This is a genomic window from Klebsiella sp. Sb-30 (genome assembly GCF_057652795.1).
Genome location: NZ_CM172749.1, coordinates 1617670 through 1636467 on the forward strand (window position 1 = coordinate 1617670; position 18798 = coordinate 1636467).

General features: G+C 54.4%; 16 protein-coding genes. 11 read left to right on the forward strand and 5 right to left on the reverse strand.

What is annotated here, in order from left to right:
- The first annotated feature begins 102 nt into the window (after nucleotides 1–102).
- The 4 genes from AC236I_RS07685 (at nucleotide 103) to AC236I_RS07700 (ending at nucleotide 5807) form a co-directional block, all read left to right on the forward strand.
- Nucleotides 103–1572 (forward strand): amino acid permease, encoded by a 1470-nt coding sequence (locus AC236I_RS07685; RefSeq protein ID WP_004864786.1) that lies wholly within the window; start codon nucleotides 103–105, stop codon nucleotides 1570–1572.
- Nucleotides 1573–1630: 58 nt separating this feature from the next.
- The gene (locus tag AC236I_RS07690) at nucleotides 1631–1897 is read left to right on the forward strand and encodes a hypothetical protein (protein WP_004864783.1); all 267 of its coding nucleotides are present in this window, start codon (nucleotides 1631–1633) and stop codon (nucleotides 1895–1897) included.
- Nucleotides 1885–3858: a catecholate siderophore receptor CirA gene (gene cirA / locus AC236I_RS07695; RefSeq protein ID WP_032717958.1), complete on the forward strand. Its 1974-nt coding sequence runs from the start codon at nucleotides 1885–1887 to the stop codon at nucleotides 3856–3858. The genes AC236I_RS07690 and cirA overlap by 13 nt, the downstream gene beginning before the upstream one ends.
- Nucleotides 3859–4283: 425 nt before the next feature.
- Nucleotides 4284–5807, forward strand: coding sequence for an EAL domain-containing protein (locus tag AC236I_RS07700; protein ID WP_487608731.1), 1524 nt, complete (start codon nucleotides 4284–4286; stop codon nucleotides 5805–5807).
- A gap of 75 nt (nucleotides 5808–5882) precedes the next feature.
- Here AC236I_RS07700 and fghA read toward each other — a convergent pair whose 3' ends face one another.
- Complete coding sequence (gene fghA, locus AC236I_RS07705) at nucleotides 5883–6719, reverse strand: S-formylglutathione hydrolase (RefSeq protein ID WP_004864777.1); 837 nt, start codon at nucleotides 6717–6719, stop codon at nucleotides 5883–5885.
- Between the two features lie 370 nt (nucleotides 6720–7089).
- On the opposite strand from fghA, the gene folE reads away from it, so the two are divergent.
- From folE to mglC, 6 genes are all read left to right on the forward strand, one after another.
- Complete coding sequence (gene folE, locus AC236I_RS07710) at nucleotides 7090–7758, forward strand: GTP cyclohydrolase I FolE (protein WP_004864775.1); 669 nt, start codon at nucleotides 7090–7092, stop codon at nucleotides 7756–7758.
- Between the two features lie 17 nt (nucleotides 7759–7775).
- Entirely contained in the window at nucleotides 7776–8933 is a 1158-nt protein-coding gene (yeiB, locus tag AC236I_RS07715; protein WP_075808292.1) for a DUF418 domain-containing protein YeiB, read from the forward strand.
- Nucleotides 8934–9088: 155 nt separating this feature from the next.
- Complete coding sequence (galS, locus tag AC236I_RS07720; protein ID WP_004864771.1) at nucleotides 9089–10111, forward strand: HTH-type transcriptional regulator GalS; 1023 nt, start codon at nucleotides 9089–9091, stop codon at nucleotides 10109–10111.
- Between the two features lie 293 nt (nucleotides 10112–10404).
- Nucleotides 10405–11403, forward strand: coding sequence for a galactose/glucose ABC transporter substrate-binding protein MglB (gene mglB, locus AC236I_RS07725; protein ID WP_004864769.1), 999 nt, complete (start codon nucleotides 10405–10407; stop codon nucleotides 11401–11403).
- A gap of 176 nt (nucleotides 11404–11579) precedes the next feature.
- Complete coding sequence (gene mglA / locus AC236I_RS07730; RefSeq protein ID WP_004864767.1) at nucleotides 11580–13100, forward strand: galactose/methyl galactoside ABC transporter ATP-binding protein MglA; 1521 nt, start codon at nucleotides 11580–11582, stop codon at nucleotides 13098–13100.
- 15 nt (nucleotides 13101–13115) lie between these two features.
- Complete coding sequence (mglC, locus tag AC236I_RS07735) at nucleotides 13116–14126, forward strand: galactose/methyl galactoside ABC transporter permease MglC (RefSeq protein WP_004864765.1); 1011 nt, start codon at nucleotides 13116–13118, stop codon at nucleotides 14124–14126.
- A gap of 239 nt (nucleotides 14127–14365) precedes the next feature.
- Here mglC and sanA read toward each other — a convergent pair whose 3' ends face one another.
- The 4 genes from sanA to AC236I_RS07755 form a co-directional block, all read right to left on the reverse strand.
- Nucleotides 14366–15079 (reverse strand): outer membrane permeability protein SanA, encoded by a 714-nt coding sequence (gene sanA, locus AC236I_RS07740; RefSeq protein ID WP_004864763.1) that lies wholly within the window; start codon nucleotides 15077–15079, stop codon nucleotides 14366–14368.
- Between the two features lie 125 nt (nucleotides 15080–15204).
- A complete protein-coding gene (gene cdd / locus AC236I_RS07745) occupies nucleotides 15205–16089 on the reverse strand; it encodes a cytidine deaminase (RefSeq protein ID WP_004864761.1) in 885 nt (294 codons plus the stop codon).
- Nucleotides 16090–16216: 127 nt separating this feature from the next.
- Nucleotides 16217–16912 carry a CidB/LrgB family autolysis modulator gene (locus AC236I_RS07750; protein ID WP_004864760.1) on the reverse strand — a complete coding sequence of 232 codons (696 nt, stop codon included), beginning with the start codon at nucleotides 16910–16912 and terminating at the stop codon, nucleotides 16217–16219.
- Nucleotides 16902–17309 (reverse strand): CidA/LrgA family protein, encoded by a 408-nt coding sequence (locus AC236I_RS07755; protein WP_004864758.1) that lies wholly within the window; start codon nucleotides 17307–17309, stop codon nucleotides 16902–16904. The genes AC236I_RS07750 and AC236I_RS07755 overlap by 11 nt, the downstream gene beginning before the upstream one ends.
- A gap of 370 nt (nucleotides 17310–17679) precedes the next feature.
- Between AC236I_RS07755 and dusC the strand changes: the two genes are divergently transcribed.
- Nucleotides 17680–18612, forward strand: a complete 933-nt coding sequence (dusC, locus tag AC236I_RS07760; protein ID WP_004864755.1) for a tRNA dihydrouridine(16) synthase DusC — start codon at nucleotides 17680–17682, stop codon at nucleotides 18610–18612.
- Nucleotides 18613–18798 lie beyond the last annotated feature (186 nt).

Here is an 18798-nt window from a genome sequence, read left to right on the forward strand (position 1 = left end):
TGTCGATCATGAAGCTCTCTTATAACTTCGCATTTGTACCGGATAGAACCCGGATCGTCTGCTACAATCGCGCCTCGTTTTTTGGATGGATAGCATTTTCACATGGTTTCGGATACTAAAACCACAGAAGCGCCCGGCCTACGCCGTGAACTGAAGGCGCGCCACTTGACCATGATCGCTATTGGCGGTTCCATCGGTACAGGTCTTTTCGTTGCATCTGGTGCAACTATTTCTCAGGCAGGCCCTGGCGGCGCACTGCTTTCCTATATTCTGATCGGTCTGATGGTCTATTTCCTGATGACCAGCCTGGGTGAACTGGCGGCGTATATGCCGGTATCTGGTTCCTTTGCGACTTACGGTCAGAACTATGTCGAAGAGGGCTTTGGCTTCGCGCTGGGCTGGAACTACTGGTATAACTGGGCGGTGACCATCGCCGTTGACCTCGTGGCGTCTCAGCTGGTAATGAGCTACTGGTTCCCGGATACGCCGGGTTGGGTCTGGAGCGCCCTGTTCCTCGGTATTATGTTCCTGCTGAACTGGATCTCGGTTAAAGGCTTTGGCGAAGCGGAATACTGGTTCTCGCTGATCAAAGTGGCCACCGTGATTATCTTTATTGTTGTCGGCGTGATGATGATCGTCGGTATCTTTAAAGGCGCGCAGCCTGCGGGCTGGAGCAACTGGGCCATTGATGACGCGCCGTTTGCCGGTGGTTTCTCCGCGATGATAGGCGTGGCGATGATCGTCGGCTTCTCGTTCCAGGGCACCGAGCTTATTGGTATTGCCGCGGGCGAATCCGAAAATCCGGAAAAGAATATCCCGCGTGCGGTGCGCCAGGTGTTCTGGCGTATCCTGCTGTTCTATGTCTTCGCGATTTTGATTATCAGTCTGATCATTCCGTATACCGACCCAAGTCTGCTGCGTAACGACGTGAAAGACATTTCCGTCAGCCCGTTCACCCTGGTGTTCCAGCATGCGGGCCTGCTGTCTGCGGCGGCAATCATGAACGCGGTTATCCTGACGGCGGTGCTGTCGGCGGGTAACTCGGGAATGTATGCGTCAACGCGTATGCTCTATACCCTGGCCTGCGATGGCAAAGCTCCGCGCATCTTCTCGAAGCTGTCCCGTGGCGGCGTGCCGCGTAATGCGCTGTATGCCACGACGGTGATTGCCGCGCTGTGCTTCCTGAGCTCGATGTTTGGTAACCAGACCGTTTACCTGTGGTTGCTGAACACCTCCGGGATGACCGGTTTCATCGCCTGGCTGGGGATCGCCATCAGCCACTATCGTTTCCGTCGCGGCTACGTGCTGCAGGGCAACGATCTTAACAATCTGCCGTACCGTTCAGGGTTCTTCCCGCTGGGGCCGATCTTTGCCTTCGTGCTGTGCCTGATTATCACGCTGGGCCAGAACTATGAAGCGTTCCTGAAAGACACCATCGACTGGGGTGGCGTGGCCGCAACCTATATCGGTATCCCGCTGTTCCTGGTGATCTGGTTTGGTTATAAGCTGGCAAAAGGTACCCGTTTCGTCCGCTATAGCGAAATGAAGTTCCCACAGCGATTTAAAGGCTGACGGCCGAAGCTTGTTGTAATCGTTCCCGCAAAACCCTCTTTTAAAGAGGGTTTTTTTTATGCTGTACGCCTTACAAATTGATACAGTTCTTCATAATTTTATTGATAATCGAAATCATTATCTTTATCATCCTCATCAAAATCAGGATGAAGCCAATCTCCCTGTCTTGCCGGTCATGAACAACCAGCAAGGGGCGACCAGCCACGTCAACTGTAAAAAAAGACCGCGCGTACCGCCAATGAGCGGTGCGCCGACAGTACGTGTTAATTGCACCTTTTGTTTGATTCGTTATAGACCTCATGGAGATATGGAATGTTCAGGTTAAACCCTTTTGTCCGGGCGGGATTGTGCGCATCCGTCGTATCGCTGGCGTTTCCGGCCGTAGCCGAAGTGAATGAAGAAACGCTGGTCGTCACCGCCGCGGCGACTGAACAGAGCGTCAAAGATGCGCCAGCCAGTATCAGCGTTATTACTCAGCAAGATCTGCAGCGCCGCCCGGTCCAGAACCTGAAGGATGTCCTGCGCGACGTGCCAGGTGTGCAGCTCACCAACGAAGGCGACAACCGCAAGGGCGTCAGCATTCGCGGCCTCGACAGCAGCTATACGCTGATTCTGGTCGACGGCAAACGCGTCAACTCGCGCAACGCGGTCTTCCGCCATAACGATTTCGATTTAAACTGGATCCCGGTCGATGCCATCGAACGCATTGAAGTGGTCCGCGGGCCGATGTCCTCCCTCTATGGTTCCGACGCCCTCGGCGGCGTGGTGAACATCATCACCAAAAAAGTCGGCCAGAAGTGGACCGGAACCCTGAGTGCCGATACCACGATTCAGGAACATCGCGATCGCGGTGATACCTACAACGGTCAGTTCTTTACCAGCGGCCCGCTGATTGACGGCGTGCTGGGGATGAAAGCCTACGGCAACCTGGCAAAACGCGCGAAAGACGATCAGCAGCCCTCCAGCAATGCCGCCGGCGAAACGCCGCGTATTGAAGGTTTTACCAGCCGCGATGGCAACGTTGAGTTTGCCTGGACGCCGACCGATAACCAGGACATCACCGCCGGCTATGGCTTCGATCGCCAGGATCGCGATTCCGACTCCCTCGACCGCAACCGTCTGGAACGCCAGAACTACTCCCTGAGCCATAACGGCCGTTGGGACGTGGGCAATAGCGAACTGAAGTTTTATGGCGAAAAAGTCGATAACAAAAACCCAGGCCAGGACGGGACGATCACCTCTGAAAGCAATGCCGTTGACGGCAAGTACGTTCTGCCGCTGGGGATGATTAACCAGCTGCTGACCTTCGGTGGCGAATGGCGCCACGATAAACTGAAAGATCCGGTCAACCTGAGCAGCGGCGGAAAATCCACCTCTGCCAGCCAGTACGCGCTGTTTGTTGAGGATGAGTGGCGTATTTTCGAACCGCTGGCGCTGACCACCGGTATTCGTATGGACGACCATCAAACCTACGGCGATCACTGGAGTCCACGTGCTTACCTCGTCTACAACGCAACCGATACGGTCACCGTAAAAGGCGGCTGGGCCACGGCCTTTAAAGCGCCGTCGCTGCTGCAGCTGAACCCGGACTGGACCACCAACTCCTGCCGTGGCTCGTGCAGCATCATTGGTAACCCGGACCTGAAGCCGGAAACCAGCGAAAGCTTCGAACTTGGCCTCTACTACCGCGGCGAAGAGGGGCTGCTGGATGGCGTAGAAGGCAGCGTGACCACCTTCCAGAATAACGTCGACGATATGATCGATATTCTGCGAACCTCCAGCGCCAGCGAAGCGCCGGGCTACCCGAACTTTGTCGGCTGGAAAACGGTCAACGGCAAACGCGTACCGGTCTTCCGCTACTTCAACGTCAACAAAGCGCGTATTAAAGGGGTGGAAACCGAAGTCAAAGTGCCGTTCGGCGACGAGTGGAAGCTGACGGTGAACTACACCTATAACGATGGCCGCGATCTCAGCAACGGTGGCGACAAACCGCTGCAATCGCTGCCGTTCCACACCGCCAACGGGACGCTGGACTGGAAACCGCTGGATGACTGGTCCTTCTACGTCACCGCGAATTATACCGGCGAGCAGCGCGCTGTCAGCGCCACCTCGAAAACCCCGGGCGGCTACACCATGTTTGATATCGGTGCGGCCTGGCAGGTGACGAAGAGCGTGAAGCTGCGTTCAGGCGTGCTGAACGTGGGGGATAAAGATCTGAGCCGCGACGACTATAGCTATACCGAAGAAGGTCGTCGCTACTTTATGGCCGTGGACTACCGCTTCTGATCGAAGCGGAAAGAGGGCAGATGGCGACTGCTGTCTGCCCCTGGATAAACCTCTGGCCGGCTTTGCATCATGATGGCCTGACCTTACATCGCCGTCGGTGTTTCCACAATGCCGACGGTGAGTTGTTTTTGCGGATGTTTTTCAATGCGCTGGCGCCGTTATCACACAAACAGGCGCGGCGCGAAATGGCGTATACACTATAGGGAGAGACGCTCCCATTCTCTATCAGGATGGATGACTTCCTCCGGTTTGTTCAGAACTGAAATTCGACGGTGAGTGGTAATATCCGCCGGTTATTTCCGCTGGTGTCCAGAACACATTCAGAGGGCAGGGTTAAGATTGAGAACATGACTGACGTCATGAGGATCAATGGTGAGCATGTCGACGTTATTCATTAATCGCATCTCCATTGACAGAGAACAATAATGCGCAATGTCATACTCCCTGTTTTCGTTGCTGTATTTTTTATCCTCATCGGCGTGTCTATTTTGAATATACAGCTGTGGTACTCCGCCAGAATAAATAGCGCCAATGCCGCACATCATGCCGCGAAAAGAATTGATGCCATTCTTGAGGAGGCGCGCCAGGCGACAACAACCGCGCTGGAGGTGGCGAGCAGAGGCTGTACGCCGGAAGGCCAGTTCCAACTTGGGACGGAGGCGGCGCTTAAACCACACCTCAGAACGATTTTGATTATTAAGGACGATAAAATCTGGTGTTCTTCCCTGCCGGGAAATCGGGTTCTGCTGTTGAATTTCAACGATATGCCGGACACCCGGTTAATGCTGATTCCCGCGAGAAATACCGTGAACAGTCGGCCGATTCTCGCCTGGCAAACGCGTTTTCCGGCCGGAAAAGCCGTCATCAGCATCAGCGATGTGCATATTCGCGATGCGCTGAGCAGCAATATACAGAATACGCAATTTGCCTTAGTGGTGGGCGACCGGACTATCGGAACGGCAGGCGATGTCAGAAACACCGACTTAAGCCGCAGTACCACCGCATATTTCCGATCGGCTGAATTTATGTTTGCTATTGAATACAATCTCCCGGCGTTTTTTAGTGTTAAACGAATGATTAATCAGGGGGCTGGTTTGTTGATCTTTATTCTGTTCGTGGCATGCGCCCTGGCCTGGATCCTGCTGAAGTATGCGAACAAATACACGACCCCCGAGGATAACTTACGTAAAGCCATTGAAAACGGGGAGATCGTTCCTTTTTACCAGCCGGTGGTTAATGGCCGCAGCGGGGCTATCTATGGCGTCGAGGTGTTGGCCAGATGGAAACATCCGCGACTGGGGCTTATTTCACCGGTGACATTTATCCCCCTCGCGGAACGAACGGGACTGATTATTCCCTTAACCCAAAGCCTGATGGCGCAGGTGGTGGTGCAGATGAACAAAATCACCAGCAAGCTGCCCGATGGTTTTCATATTGGTATCAACTTCAGCGCTTCACATATCAGTTCGCCTCAGTTTATGGATGACTGTCTGAAATACCGCGACGGTTTCCAGAACAAGAATTTAACGCTGGTGCTTGAAGTCACCGAACGTGAACCGCTCCACGTCGATGAGCAGCTGATCGCGAATCTGAACACCCTGCACGCCCTCGCTTTTACAATTGCGCTGGATGATTTTGGCACCGGGTATTCAGGGCTGTCTTATCTTCATGATTTGAACATTGACTACATAAAGATCGATAAAAGCTTTGTCGGTCGGGTGAACGGCCTCGATGAATCGACGAAGCTGCTGGACTGCGTGCTTGAAATGGCGCGCAAGCTCTCATTGCGTATTGTGGCTGAGGGCGTTGAAACCGTAGAGCAGCTGAATTATCTCAACCGGAAAAATATCACGCTGTTACAAGGTTATTATTTTTTTAAACCGGTTTCTTATATTGAGCTGATAAAGATCCTGCTGTCGAAGAATAAAGAAACGGTGATTGTTGAATGACGCATGCCATTGCGCGGCGGTCGGGCCAGCGGGAAACGGTGCGCCGCGACGAGGCTGCGGCACACCGGCAGGCAATCAGGCCAGCAGATAGCGGGCATGAAAACGCAGATGATCTTCGATAAATGAAGCAATGAAATAGTAGCTGTGATCGTAGCCGGGCTGAATTCTCAGGGTTAACGGCCACGCCTTCTGCCGCGCGCACTCTGCCAGCACCGCCGGCTGCAGCTGTAGCGCGAGGAATGTGTCGTTATCGCCCTGGTCTATCAGCGTCGGAATGGCATCGCCGGGCTGGCTGGCCTGCATTAATGCGCAGCTGTCCCACGCCTGCCAGGTCGATTCATCGGCCCCCAGATAGGCGGTGAAGGCTTTTTGCCCCCAGGGAACCTGCGTAGGGTTAACGATGGGCGCGAAAGCGGAAACGCTGGTAAAGCGACCCGGGTTTTTCAGCGCCATGATCAGTGCGCCGTGCCCGCCCATCGAGTGACCGCTGATTGCGCAGCGCTCGCTGACGTGAAACTGCGAACGGATGAGCTGCGGCAGTTCGTCACGCAGGTAGTCGTACATCTGGAAATGCGCAGACCACGGCGCCTGGCTGGCATTCAGGTAAAAACCTGCGCCTTTGCCCAGATCCCAACCGCTATCGTCGGCGACATCATCGCCGCGAGGGCTGGTATCCGGCATCACCAGCACAAGACCAAGTTCGGCAGCGATACGCTGGGCGCCCGCTTTGGTGGTGAAGTTTTCATCATTGCAGGTCAGCCCCGACAGCCAGTAGAGCACCGGCGGCGGCGTCTCATCACGCAGGGGAGGTAAAAAAATACTGAACGTCATTGCACAGTTCAGGGTACTGGAGTCGTGCCGCCAGCGTTGCTGCCGACCTTCATAACAGCGATGCTCTTCAAGCAATTCCATGCAGGGCTCCTCAGGAAGGTAAATGCGGGTGTCAGGTCATAATACAGATATTTCATCTACCCGTGAGTAACTTTCACTTCCTCCTTTGAGGAACATATTGCATCATTAATGCAACTTTTAGCCAACATGCCCGCAGCTGCCCGCCCGCCGGAAACGGTGCCATACCGCGTGGCGCTAAGTGGCTGAGTGAAAGGCGAGTAGGGCAAGTTTAATGAGCGGCAGGCAGGGCCCGTCGCGAGGGATCAATAGCTCACGCAAATTTCAATAATTATCGTTTCGGCTACTGGATTATGTGCGCCACCTCACGCACAATGAATGCAAACTTTGCCCGCAGAAGAGCAAAGAGCGCCACACCTGCAGGAGAACCTAAATGTCAGCACTGAGTAAAGAAGCCATACTCGTTCATGAAGCGCTGGTCGCTCGTGGGCTGGAGACGCCGCTGCGTCCGCCAGTACAAGAAATTGATAATGAAACTCGCAAGAGCTTGATTGCCGGACACATGACCGAGATTATGCAACTGCTGAATCTTGATCTAACTGATGACAGCCTGATGGAAACGCCACGACGCATCGCCAAGATGTACGTCGATGAGATTTTTTCCGGGCTGGATTATGCCAGGTTCCCAAAAATCACCGTTATCGAAAACAAAATGCAGGTCGATGAAATGGTCACCGTGCGTGACATTACCTTGACCAGCACCTGTGAACACCACTTTGTCACTATTGATGGTAAAGCGACGGTAGCCTATATCCCGAAAGATTCGGTCATCGGCCTGTCGAAAATTAACCGTATCGTGCAGTTCTTCTCTCAGCGCCCGCAGGTGCAGGAGCGACTGACTCAGCAGATTTTAACGGCGCTGCAGACGCTGCTGGGCACCAGCAACGTTGCGGTATCCATTGATGCGGTGCATTACTGCGTCAAAGCGCGCGGCATCCGTGATGCCACCAGTGCCACGACGACGACCTCTCTGGGCGGCCTGTTTAAATCCAGCCAGAATACTCGCCAGGAGTTCCTGCGCGCCGTACGTCACCACAACTAAAATACGGAGCAGGGCAGATGGAGCGAAATGTCACGCTGGACTTTGTGCGCGGCGTCGCCATCCTTGGGATCCTGCTTCTCAATATCAGCGCCTTCGGCTTGCCGAAGGCCGCCTACCTCAACCCGGCGTGGTCCGGGAGCATTTCCCTCAGCGATGCCTGGACCTGGGCAATTCTCGATCTGTTTGCGCAGGTCAAATTTCTGACGCTGTTTGCCTTGCTGTTTGGCGCCGGACTACAGATGCTGCTGCCTCGCGGCAAGCGCTGGATCCAGTCGCGCCTGACGCTCCTGGCGCTGCTGGGTTTTATCCACGGTCTGTTGTTCTGGGATGGCGATATCCTGCTGGCCTATGCGCTGGTGGGGCTGGTGGCGTGGCGCATGGTGCGCGATGCGCATCACATCAAATCGCTGTTTAACACCGGCGTCGTGCTCTACGTCATCGGTGTTGCGGTGCTCGTGCTGCTCGGCGTGATTTCCGGCGGCGCGCCGAACCGTTCATGGGTGCCCGATGCGGCCAATTTACAGTATGAGCAATACTGGAAGCTGAACGGCGGGCTGGAGGCGGTCAGCAACCGTGCCGATATGCTCTCCGATAACCTGCTGGCGCTGGGGGCGCAGTACGGCTGGCAGCTGGCGGGGATGATGCTAATGGGAGCGGCGCTGATGCGCAGCGGCTGGTTAAAAGGGCAGTTTAGCCTTAGCCACTATCGCCGCACCGGCGCCCTGCTGATTGTCGCCGGCATGGCCGTCAATCTGCCGGCTATTTTTGCCCAGTGGCATCTGGGGTGGAATCCTCGCTGGTGTGCGTTCCTGTTACAGGCTCCTCGCGAACTGGGCGCCCCGCTGCAGACCATAGGCTATGCCGCGCTGGCATGGGGCTTCTGGCCGCAGCTGTGCAGGCTGCGGCTGGTGGGGGCTATCGCCTGCGTCGGGCGGATGGCGCTTACCAACTATCTGCTGCAAACGCTGGTCTGCACCACTATTTTTTACCGTTTTGGCCTGTTTATGAAGTTTGACCGTCTGCAGTTGCTGGCTTTCGTGGTGCCGGTCTGGGCGGTAAATATCACCTTCTCTCTCTTTTGGCTACGTTATTTCCGTCAGGGGCCGGTGGAATGGCTGTGGCGTCAGTTAACCCTGCGTGCGTCGGGGACATCACTAAAAAACACATCCAGATAACGATCTCGATCACAATCATTAACAAAACGGATGTAACCGTTTCCAGGCTTGTGACATCTCTCACGTAGCGTGCAGCACGTCGCTGCCAGAATAGCCACCTTGCTGAACACAGGAGGTGGGTGTGACGTATTGCAATTCTCTTAAGGGCGGTAAGCATGATCACCATTCGTGATGTCGCCCGTCAGGCGGGCGTTTCCGTGGCGACCGTCTCGCGCGTGCTGAACAACAGCGCGCTGGTGAGCCCGGATACGCGGGAAAATGTAATGAAAGCGGTAACGCAGCTGGGCTACCGGCCGAACGCCAACGCCCAGGCGCTGGCGACGCAGGTCAGCGACACCATTGGCGTGGTGGTGATGGATGTGTCGGATGCCTTTTTCGGCGCGCTGGTCAAAGCGGTGGATACGGTCGCTCAGCAGCACCAGAAATATGTGTTGATCGGCAATAGCTACCATGAGGCGGAAAAAGAGCGTCATGCCATCGAGGTGCTGATTCGCCAGCGCTGTTCCGCGCTGATCGTCCATTCCAAAGCCCTCAGCGATGAAGAGCTTGGCGACTTTATGGAGCATATTCCGGGGATGGTGCTGATTAACCGCATTGTGCCCGGCTACGCGCACCGCTGCGTGGGGCTGGATAACGTCAGCGGGGCGCTGATGGCCACGCGGATGCTGCTGAACCACGGCCATCAGCGCATAGGCTACCTCTCCTCAAACCACGGCATTGAAGATGACGATATGCGCCGGGAAGGGTGGTGTAAGGCGTTACAGGAACAAAATATTATTGCGCCAGACAGCTGGATCGGCTCGGGCACGCCGGATATGCAGGGTGGAGAAGCGGCTATGGTTGAGCTGCTGGGGCGCAATTTAGGCCTCACCGCGGTCTTTGCCTACAATGACAGCATGGCGGCCGGGGCGCTGACGACGCTCAAAGATAACGGCATTGCGGTACCGCAGCATTTGTCGTTGATCGGCTTTGACGACATCCCTATTTCTCGTTACACCGACCCACAGCTGACGACCGTGCGCTATCCTGTTATGTCAATGGCAAAGCTGGCAACGGAGCTGGCGCTGCTGGGGGCGGCAGGCAAACTGGATCATGAAGCGCGTCATTGCTTTATGCCAACGCTGGTACGCCGTCATTCGGTGATGCCGCGACAAATTGCGGGGCCGATCACTAACTGATGATGTGCCTTATGTAACCGCTTTCAATCTGTGAGTAAATTCACAGTATATTAACATTCAACTGATTATGATGGCCTCGTTTACCAGTCTGAACCACTATGTCACGGTGATTAATCACTTTTACCGTAGCAATAAGGCGCTAAACGCTTAATTAAGTCCTATTTCTGGAGCGTTACCCTACACGGAAGACAGAATTTACAGTCGTGAATGTTGTTGTGCGGTAACACTAATGTAACAAGTCCCCGCCGGCTATTTTCACACCAACGACCCTGCATAATAAAACCGGAGATTCCATGAATAAGAAGGTGTTAACCCTGTCTGCTGTTATGGCTAGCATGTTATTTGGTGCCGCGGCACACGCAGCGGATACCCGCATCGGCGTAACCATTTATAAATATGACGACAACTTTATGTCGGTCGTGCGCAAGGCGATTGAGAAAGACGGCAAATCAGCGCCAGACGTTCAGCTGCTGATGAATGATTCGCAGAATGACCAGTCCAAACAGAACGATCAGATTGACGTCCTGCTGGCAAAAGGGGTGAAGGCGCTGGCGATTAACCTGGTGGACCCGGCAGCGGCTGGCACCGTTATCGAAAAAGCGCGCGGCCAGAACGTACCGGTGGTGTTCTTTAACAAAGAGCCGTCTCGCAAAGCGCTGGATAGCTATGACAAAGCCTTCTACGTCGGGACTGACTCCAAAGAGTCCGGGATTATTCAGGGCGACCTGATTGCCAAGCACTGGAAAGCCAATCCGAACTGGGATCTGAACAAAGATGGTCAGATTCAGTATGTCCTGCTGAAAGGCGAGCCGGGCCACCCGGATGCTGAAGCGCGTACCACTTACGTGGTTAAAGAGCTGAATGACAAAGGTCTGAAGACTCAGCAGCTGCAGATGGACACCGCGATGTGGGATACCGCTCAGGCGAAAGATAAGATGGATGCCTGGCTGTCAGGTCCGAACGCGAACAAAATCGAAGTGGTTATCGCCAACAACGATGCGATGGCAATGGGCGCGGTTGAAGCGCTGAAGGCTCACAATAAGAGCAGCATTCCGGTATTCGGCGTCGATGCCCTGCCTGAAGCACTGGCGCTGGTAAAATCTGGCGCGATGGCCGGTACCGTGCTGAACGATGCTAACAACCAGGCGAAAGCGACCTTCGATCTGGCGAAAAACCTGGCCGATGGTAAAGAAGCGGCAGCGGGTACTAACTGGAAGATTGAGAATAAGATCGTCCGCGTACCTTATGTTGGCGTAGATAAAGACAATCTGAGCCAGTTTATCGGTAAATAATTATTGAGTTACGGGCGTGAGCGCTCCCGGAACAGCTCCGCTTGCCGAACAGCGAATGCTGCGGCAAGCGGAAATACCCGGATATTCACGCCCGATTATTCCTGATACAGAACCCGACCCTGATAGCGACGCGTCTGCGTCGGTTGGGGTGTGCATGAACGCAGCCAGGTATAACTATGGTCAGCAATAATAGCGAACGGTCAGGCGAATTCTTGTTGGAAATGAGCAATATCAACAAATCGTTTCCTGGCGTCAAGGCACTCGATAATGTCAATCTGAAAGTCCGTCCTCATTCTATTCATGCATTAATGGGAGAGAACGGTGCGGGTAAGTCGACATTATTAAAATGCCTTTTTGGAATCTATCAAAAAGATTCCGGTAGTATTCTTTTTCAGGGAAAAGAGATCGATTTCCATTCCGCGAAAGAAGCGTTGGAAAACGGTATTTCAATGGTTCACCAGGAGTTAAACCTGGTATTGCAACGTTCGGTGATGGACAACATGTGGCTGGGGCGTTATCCCACCAAAGGCGTGTTTGTCGATCAGGAAAAAATGTATCGCGATACCAAGGGAATATTTGATGAACTGGATATTGATATCGATCCGCGCGCTCGCGTCGGCACGTTATCAGTATCGCAGATGCAGATGATTGAAATCGCCAAGGCATTTTCTTATGACGCCAAAATTGTCATTATGGATGAGCCTACGTCATCATTGACGGAGAAAGAAGTTAATCACCTGTTTAAGATTATCCGTAAGCTGAAAGAACGCGGCTGCGGTATTGTCTATATTTCTCACAAGATGGAAGAGATCTTCCAGCTATGCGATGAAATCACGATTCTGCGTGATGGTCAGTGGATTGCCACCCAGCCGCTGGAAGGCCTGGATATGGATAAGATCATCGCCATGATGGTCGGGCGCTCGTTAACCCAGCGCTTCCCGGAGAAGCACAACACGCCCGGTGAAACCATTCTGGAAGTGCGCAACCTGACCTCGCTGCGTCAGCCGTCGATTCGCGATGTCTCCTTCGATCTGCGAAAAGGGGAGATCCTCGGTATCGCCGGGCTGGTGGGAGCGAAGCGTACCGATATTGTCGAAACCCTTTTCGGCATCCGCGAAAAATCAGGCGGCACGATTACGCTGCACGGCAAGAAGATCAATAACCATAGCGCGAATGAAGCCATTAACCACGGTTTTGCGTTAGTCACCGAAGAACGCCGTTCCACCGGTATTTATGCTTATCTGGATATCGGCTTTAACTCGCTGATCTCCAATATTAAGAAATATAAAAACAAGGTGGGTCTGCTGGACAATTCCCGCATGAAAAGCGATACCCAGTGGGTGATTGACTCGATGCGCGTGAAAACCCCCGGACAGCATACGCAAATTGGTTCGTTGTCCGGTGGTAACCAGCAAAAGGTTATTATTGGTCGCTGGCTTTTAACCCAGCCGGAAATTCTGATGCTTGATGAACCCACGCGCGGGATTGATGTTGGCGCGAAGTTCGAAATTTATCAGCTGATTGCTGAGCTGGCGAAGAAAAATAAAGGGATCATCATTATTTCCTCCGAGATGCCGGAGCTGCTGGGTATTACCGACCGTATTCTGGTTATGAGCAACGGTCTTGTTGCCGGAATTGTTGAGACAAAAACTACTACGCAGAACGAAATTTTACGTCTTGCGTCGTTGCATCTTTAAGAGCAGGGGCTTCTCATGAGTGCGTTAAATAAAAAAAGTTTTCTCACGTACCTGAAAGACGGTGGGATTTACGTTGTGCTGTTGGTTTTGCTGGCGATTATTATTTTCCAGGACCCCACGTTCTTAAGTTTGCTGAACTTGAGTAACATCCTGACTCAGTCTTCGGTGCGTATTATTATCGCGCTCGGCGTTGCCGGGCTGATTGTGACCCAGGGTACCGACCTCTCTGCCGGTCGTCAGGTCGGGCTGGCGGCGGTTATCGCCGCAACCATGCTCCAGGCGGTCGATAATGCCAACAAGGTGTTCCCGGAGATGGCGACTATGCCGATTCCGCTGGTGATCCTGCTGGTCTGCGCAATCGGTGCGGTTATCGGGTTGATTAACGGGATCATTATCGCTTACCTGAACGTGACGCCGTTTATCACCACCCTCGGTACGATGATCATCGTCTATGGCATCAACTCCCTGTACTACGATTTTGTCGGCGCATCGCCTATTTCCGGCTTTGACAGCCACTTCTCACACTTTGCCCAAGGGTTTATCGCGCTGGGGTCGTTCCGCCTGTCGTACATTACGTTCTACGCGGCGATTGCGGTCTTCTTCGTGTGGATCCTGTGGAATAAAACCCGTTTTGGTAAAAACATTTTTGCCATCGGCGGTAACCCGGAAGCGGCCAAAGTTTCCGGTGTTAACGTGGCGCTGAACCTGCTGATGATTTATGCCCTGTCCGGTGTGTTCTATGCTTTTGGCGGTCTGCTGGAGGCCGGGCGTATCGGTTCGGCGACCAACAACCTCGGCTTTATGTATGAGCTGGATGCGATCGCGGCCTGCGTCGTCGGCGGCGTGTCGTTCAGCGGCGGTGTGGGGACGGTGCTTGGTGTGGTGACCGGGGTGATCATCTTCACCGTTATCAACTACGGCCTGACCTATATCGGCGTAAACCCCTACTGGCAGTACATCATCAAAGGGGCGATCATTATCTTCGCCGTGGCGCTGGATTCGTTGAAATACGCGCGCAAAAAATAACCGTCCGTTGTTATCCCGCCCGTGCATTTGCGCGGGCTTTTTTTCGTCTGTTTACCACGGCCAGGGTGAAAGCGGGAGGGGGTGTCGCGGTCTCTGCCTGGTTACTGGCGGGCCGCTGTAGAGCGCACTTAGCGCAACGCTTCGCCCGAACACCCGTTTACCTGAACCAGACCGCGATAAATAGCTGACCGCGCAAGGCGGAGTGGGCCGGCGGAAAGCATACCGCCATCAACGACCCGTCATTTACTCTTTTGCAGTTCCAGCAGCTGTTCTGGCGTTACGGCAGGATAGGACTGCGCTCCCTCCGGCACTTCCTGCAAAGTTGGTATCGGTATCAGCGGCCCTAAAAAGCGGGGTTCGCGTTTGAACACGTACAAATCCGCCAGCGCGCCAAACCGGGCGCCAAACTCACGTAAACGCACGTTCCACATATCCTTCGGCGAAGGTACGGCGTAACACTGCGCCTGAATCCCCATATGCAGGGCGATAAACAGCGCCCGTTCGCAGTGGAAGCGTTGGGTAATGATAATAAAGTCGTTGGTATCGAAAACCTTGCGGGTGCGCACGATAGAGTCGAGGGTGCGGAACCCGGCGTAATCGAGCACGATATCGGCAGGGTCGACGCCGCCTTTGATTAAATCGCGGCGCATGGTCATCGGTTCGTTGTAGCTTTGCAGCGCATTATCGCCGCTCAGCAGCAGGTAGTTCACCTTGCCGCTATTGTAAGCGTTCAGCGCACCCTGAATACGATAGCGATAATACTGATTAATCACTCCGGTGCGATAGTACTTGGCGGTACCGAGCACCACCCCAACCTGGCGGTAGGGCAGATCCTGGAGTTCATCATAGATATAGGGAGCGGTTTTCCAGCTCATCCAACGGTCAAGACCCAGCACGGTCAACAGCAGCAGGCCGAACAGGACTAACAGGCTGTATAACACACGCTTTAACATTCACCTGACTCATGTGGACAATGGAGCTATCAGGCTACTTTACCCGCCGGGCAAGAGCAAGAAACCATCGTTTAATTGCGGGGATTTTCAACAATGCGGGCCAACAGGCCCGCATGACGGGTCACTTAGCCGAGCAGGACGCGATCAATATTGTGGCAACCCAACGCTTTCAGCGTTGCGACGGTTGCATCCCACTGAATCAGCGCCGCATCGGCTTTCTCAGCCAGAATGGCGCGCTGAATATCCGGATAGTCATATCCGTTGAGGCTCAGCAGGTTGAGCGCTCCCTGCAGCGGCGGCAGCGTTGGGTTAAATGCCGCGTTTTCCGCATAGCTACCGGCGAAAATGGTGCCGTCTTTCAACTCCAGCGCCACGCCGGAAGGCGACTGGCTGTACGGCATATGGCAGCGGTTGGCTGCCTGAATGGCCGCCTGCGCCAGGGTGTCGCCGGTCAGCGGGAAACCATGATCCTGTTCATCCATCAGCAGCGTTTTAATCTCGAGATCTTTCGGACCGAAGGCATCCGGCAGATAGTGCTGTAGAGAATGCGCTTCGCGACCCGGCAGATGAATACGCAGGACCTGGCTGCTGTTCAGCTCATTCATAAACTGACGACAGTGGCCGCAGGGGGTGTAGTTGACGGTAATAGCATTGAGCGAGCGTTCGCCGCGCAGCCACGCGTGGCTAATGGCGCTTTGCTCGGCGTGCACGGTTTGCTGCATCGTGGCGCCGAGGAATTCCATGTTGCCGCCAAAATACCAGGTACCGCTAATACCGCGGGCGATGGCGCCAACGTTAAAATGGGACAGGTCGGCGCGCGCACAGGCCGCCGCGAGCGGCAGCAGCGCAAAGGCCAGCGCGTCTTCATCGAGGCCTGTTGCATTCCGCAGCGTGGCGACCTGACCGGCATCCAGCAAAGCCGGGAAGTGTGGGTCGATCAGCATCGGTGCGATGGCCGTTTGCAGGTCTGCCGCCAGGTGGGGAAGAGCAGCGTGAAAACGTGGGTGCATGGCGTTGCCTCATAACAATGTAATGGGAATCTAGTGTACGGGCGGGGGTAGCCCGTATATGTGATTAATATCTCATTGTTTATGCAACATGTTTATGTTGCACTGATAAATGTGACGTAGGTCACTATTATCCGACGATAGCCAGAATCAGCGGGAACAAAAAGGGGGCCACCAGCGAGGTGATAATCCCGCACAGCACCAGCGCCAGGGAGCTGAAAGCCCCTTCCTGATAATCCAGCTCCGCGCAGCGGGCGGTCCCGAGGGCATGCGATGCGGTCCCCATCGACAGGCCGCGCGAGGCTTTGGTGCGAATGCGCATCAGGTTAAGCAGGCTGTGGCCGAAAACCGCGCCGAGAATCCCCACGAAAATGACGCACACCGCGCTGATGGCCGGAATACCGCCAATGCTCCCGCTGACCGCCATCGCAATCGGCGTGGTGACCGACTTCGGCATAATCGACGCGGCGATTTGCGGTGTCGCGCCGAGCAGCAGCGCGACGGTAGTGCCGGTTACCATCGCCACGACGCTACCGATAAAGCAGATCGTAATGATCGATTTCCAGCGGGCGCGGATCTGATGCAGCTGCTCATACAACGGGAAGGCCAGCGCCACAACCGCAGGCTGAAGTAAATCGTTGAGAATTTTACTGCCCTGAAAATAGCGATCGTAGGAGATACCGCTGAGCAACAAAAAGGGGATGATCACCACCATCGCCACCAGCAGAGGATTCAGCAGCGGAAATTTAAACCGCGCGGCCAGCTTGCGGGCGAGGAAAAAGACGATCAGCGTCAGCGGCAAGGACCACCAGATTTCATGCATCATCTTTGACGTCCTCCGTTTGACCGACCACTTTACGTTCGCCGTGAACCAGATGTGAGCTCCAGCTCACCACCAGGAAGACCACTAATGTACTGATCGTGCAGGAGATTGCCACCGGGCCGAGCTGCGCACGCAGCAGATCCCAATATTGCATGACGCCAACGCCAATAGGCACGAACAGCAGCGCCATATAGCGAATCAATATGTTACAGCCGGGGTTGACCCACTTCGGCGGCATAATCTGTAGCGCCAGAAGAACGAACAAAATCAGCATGCCGATGATGCTGCCTGGAATGGTAATGGGCAGCAGGGAAGCAATAAAAATCCCGGCGTATAAACAAGCATAGATCAGGACAAAAGCCCGCAGGTACTGCCAGATAATATTCAGCGATTTACTCATGGTAATAACCCTTGATGAACCGTATTCATCATACAATTAAACCTTGAAATGTGCTACCGATCACATCATGAATTCCAGGCATAGATTTAATAGAGTAATGGAACCTTCGGGCATGCGGAATGCATGTTGATGAATCCTGCGATAAATAATAGTGAAAGCGCCGCGGGGAGAGCGGGGCGCTGCGCTTTTGTCCCGCCGCCCCGGCGCAACTCCGCTGTTCGCGGCGTGGCAAATTGCGCGTGACGCGAAGGGCGGTATCCCTGCCTTATCGCACCTCTCGACCTGCCAGGCGCAGCCGAACCACATTGAGATCTTTCAACCGACGCACAGAGGCGCTACCATAGCGCCTCTTTTTTTTCCGGGTAACAATATGCGTGTATTACTGGCGCCGATGGAAGGCGTGCTCGATTCGCTGGTGCGCGAGCTGCTGACCGAGGTTAACGATTACGATCTGTGCATCACCGAGTTTCTGCGGGTGGTGGATCAGCTGCTGCCGGTAAAATCGTTCTATAAACTGTGCCCGGAACTCCATCATCAAAGCCGCACCCCTTCCGGCACCCGTGTTCGGGTGCAGCTGCTGGGGCAATATCCGCAGTGGCTGGCGGAAAATGCCGCGCGGGCGGTGGAGCTGGGCTCCTGGGGCGTTGACTTGAACTGCGGCTGTCCGTCAAAGCTGGTGAACGGCAGCGGCGGCGGGGCGACGCTGCTTAAAGACCCGGAGCTTATCTATCGCGGCGCAAAAGCAATGCGCGAAGCGGTACCGGATCATCTGCCGGTGACGGTCAAAATTCGCCTGGGCTGGGACAGCGGAGCGCGGCAGTTCGAAATTGCCGATGCGGTAGAGCAGGCCGGCGCGACGGAGCTCGTGGTTCACGGCCGCACGAAAGAAGACGCTTATAAAGCGGAGCGGATCAACTGGGCGGCGATTGGCGAAATCCGCCAGCGGCTGTCAATTCCGGTTGTCGCTAACGGCGAAATCTGGGACTGGCAAAGCGCACAGGCGTGTCTGGCGGTCACCGGTTGCGACTCGGTAATGATTGGTCGCGGCGCGCTAAACGTGCCAAATTTAAGTCGGGTCATCAAATATAACGAACCGCGCATGCCGTGGCCGCAGGTCGTGGAGCTACTGAAAAAATATACGCGTCTGGAAAAACAGGGCGATACCGGGCTGTATCATGTTGCGCGAATTAAACAGTGGCTCAGTTATTTACGCAAAGAATATGATGAGGCGCTGGTCGTGTTTAATGAAATACGCACGCTGAAAACCTCGGCGGACATTGCGCTAGCCATTGCCCGTTATTAGGGAAGATTGTTAAATCGCTCACACTTTATTACTCGGGAACCATCTGCTGATGGGCATTTCTGTCGCTGAGTGATATTGTGTAACTTATATATTCAGGGTTGCTACTGATACAGGCAAAACCTAAGCACTTCCGCCATTTGTGGCTGGAGTGCTTAGGTTTTTTTTTGCCTTTTATTTTTGAGGAAT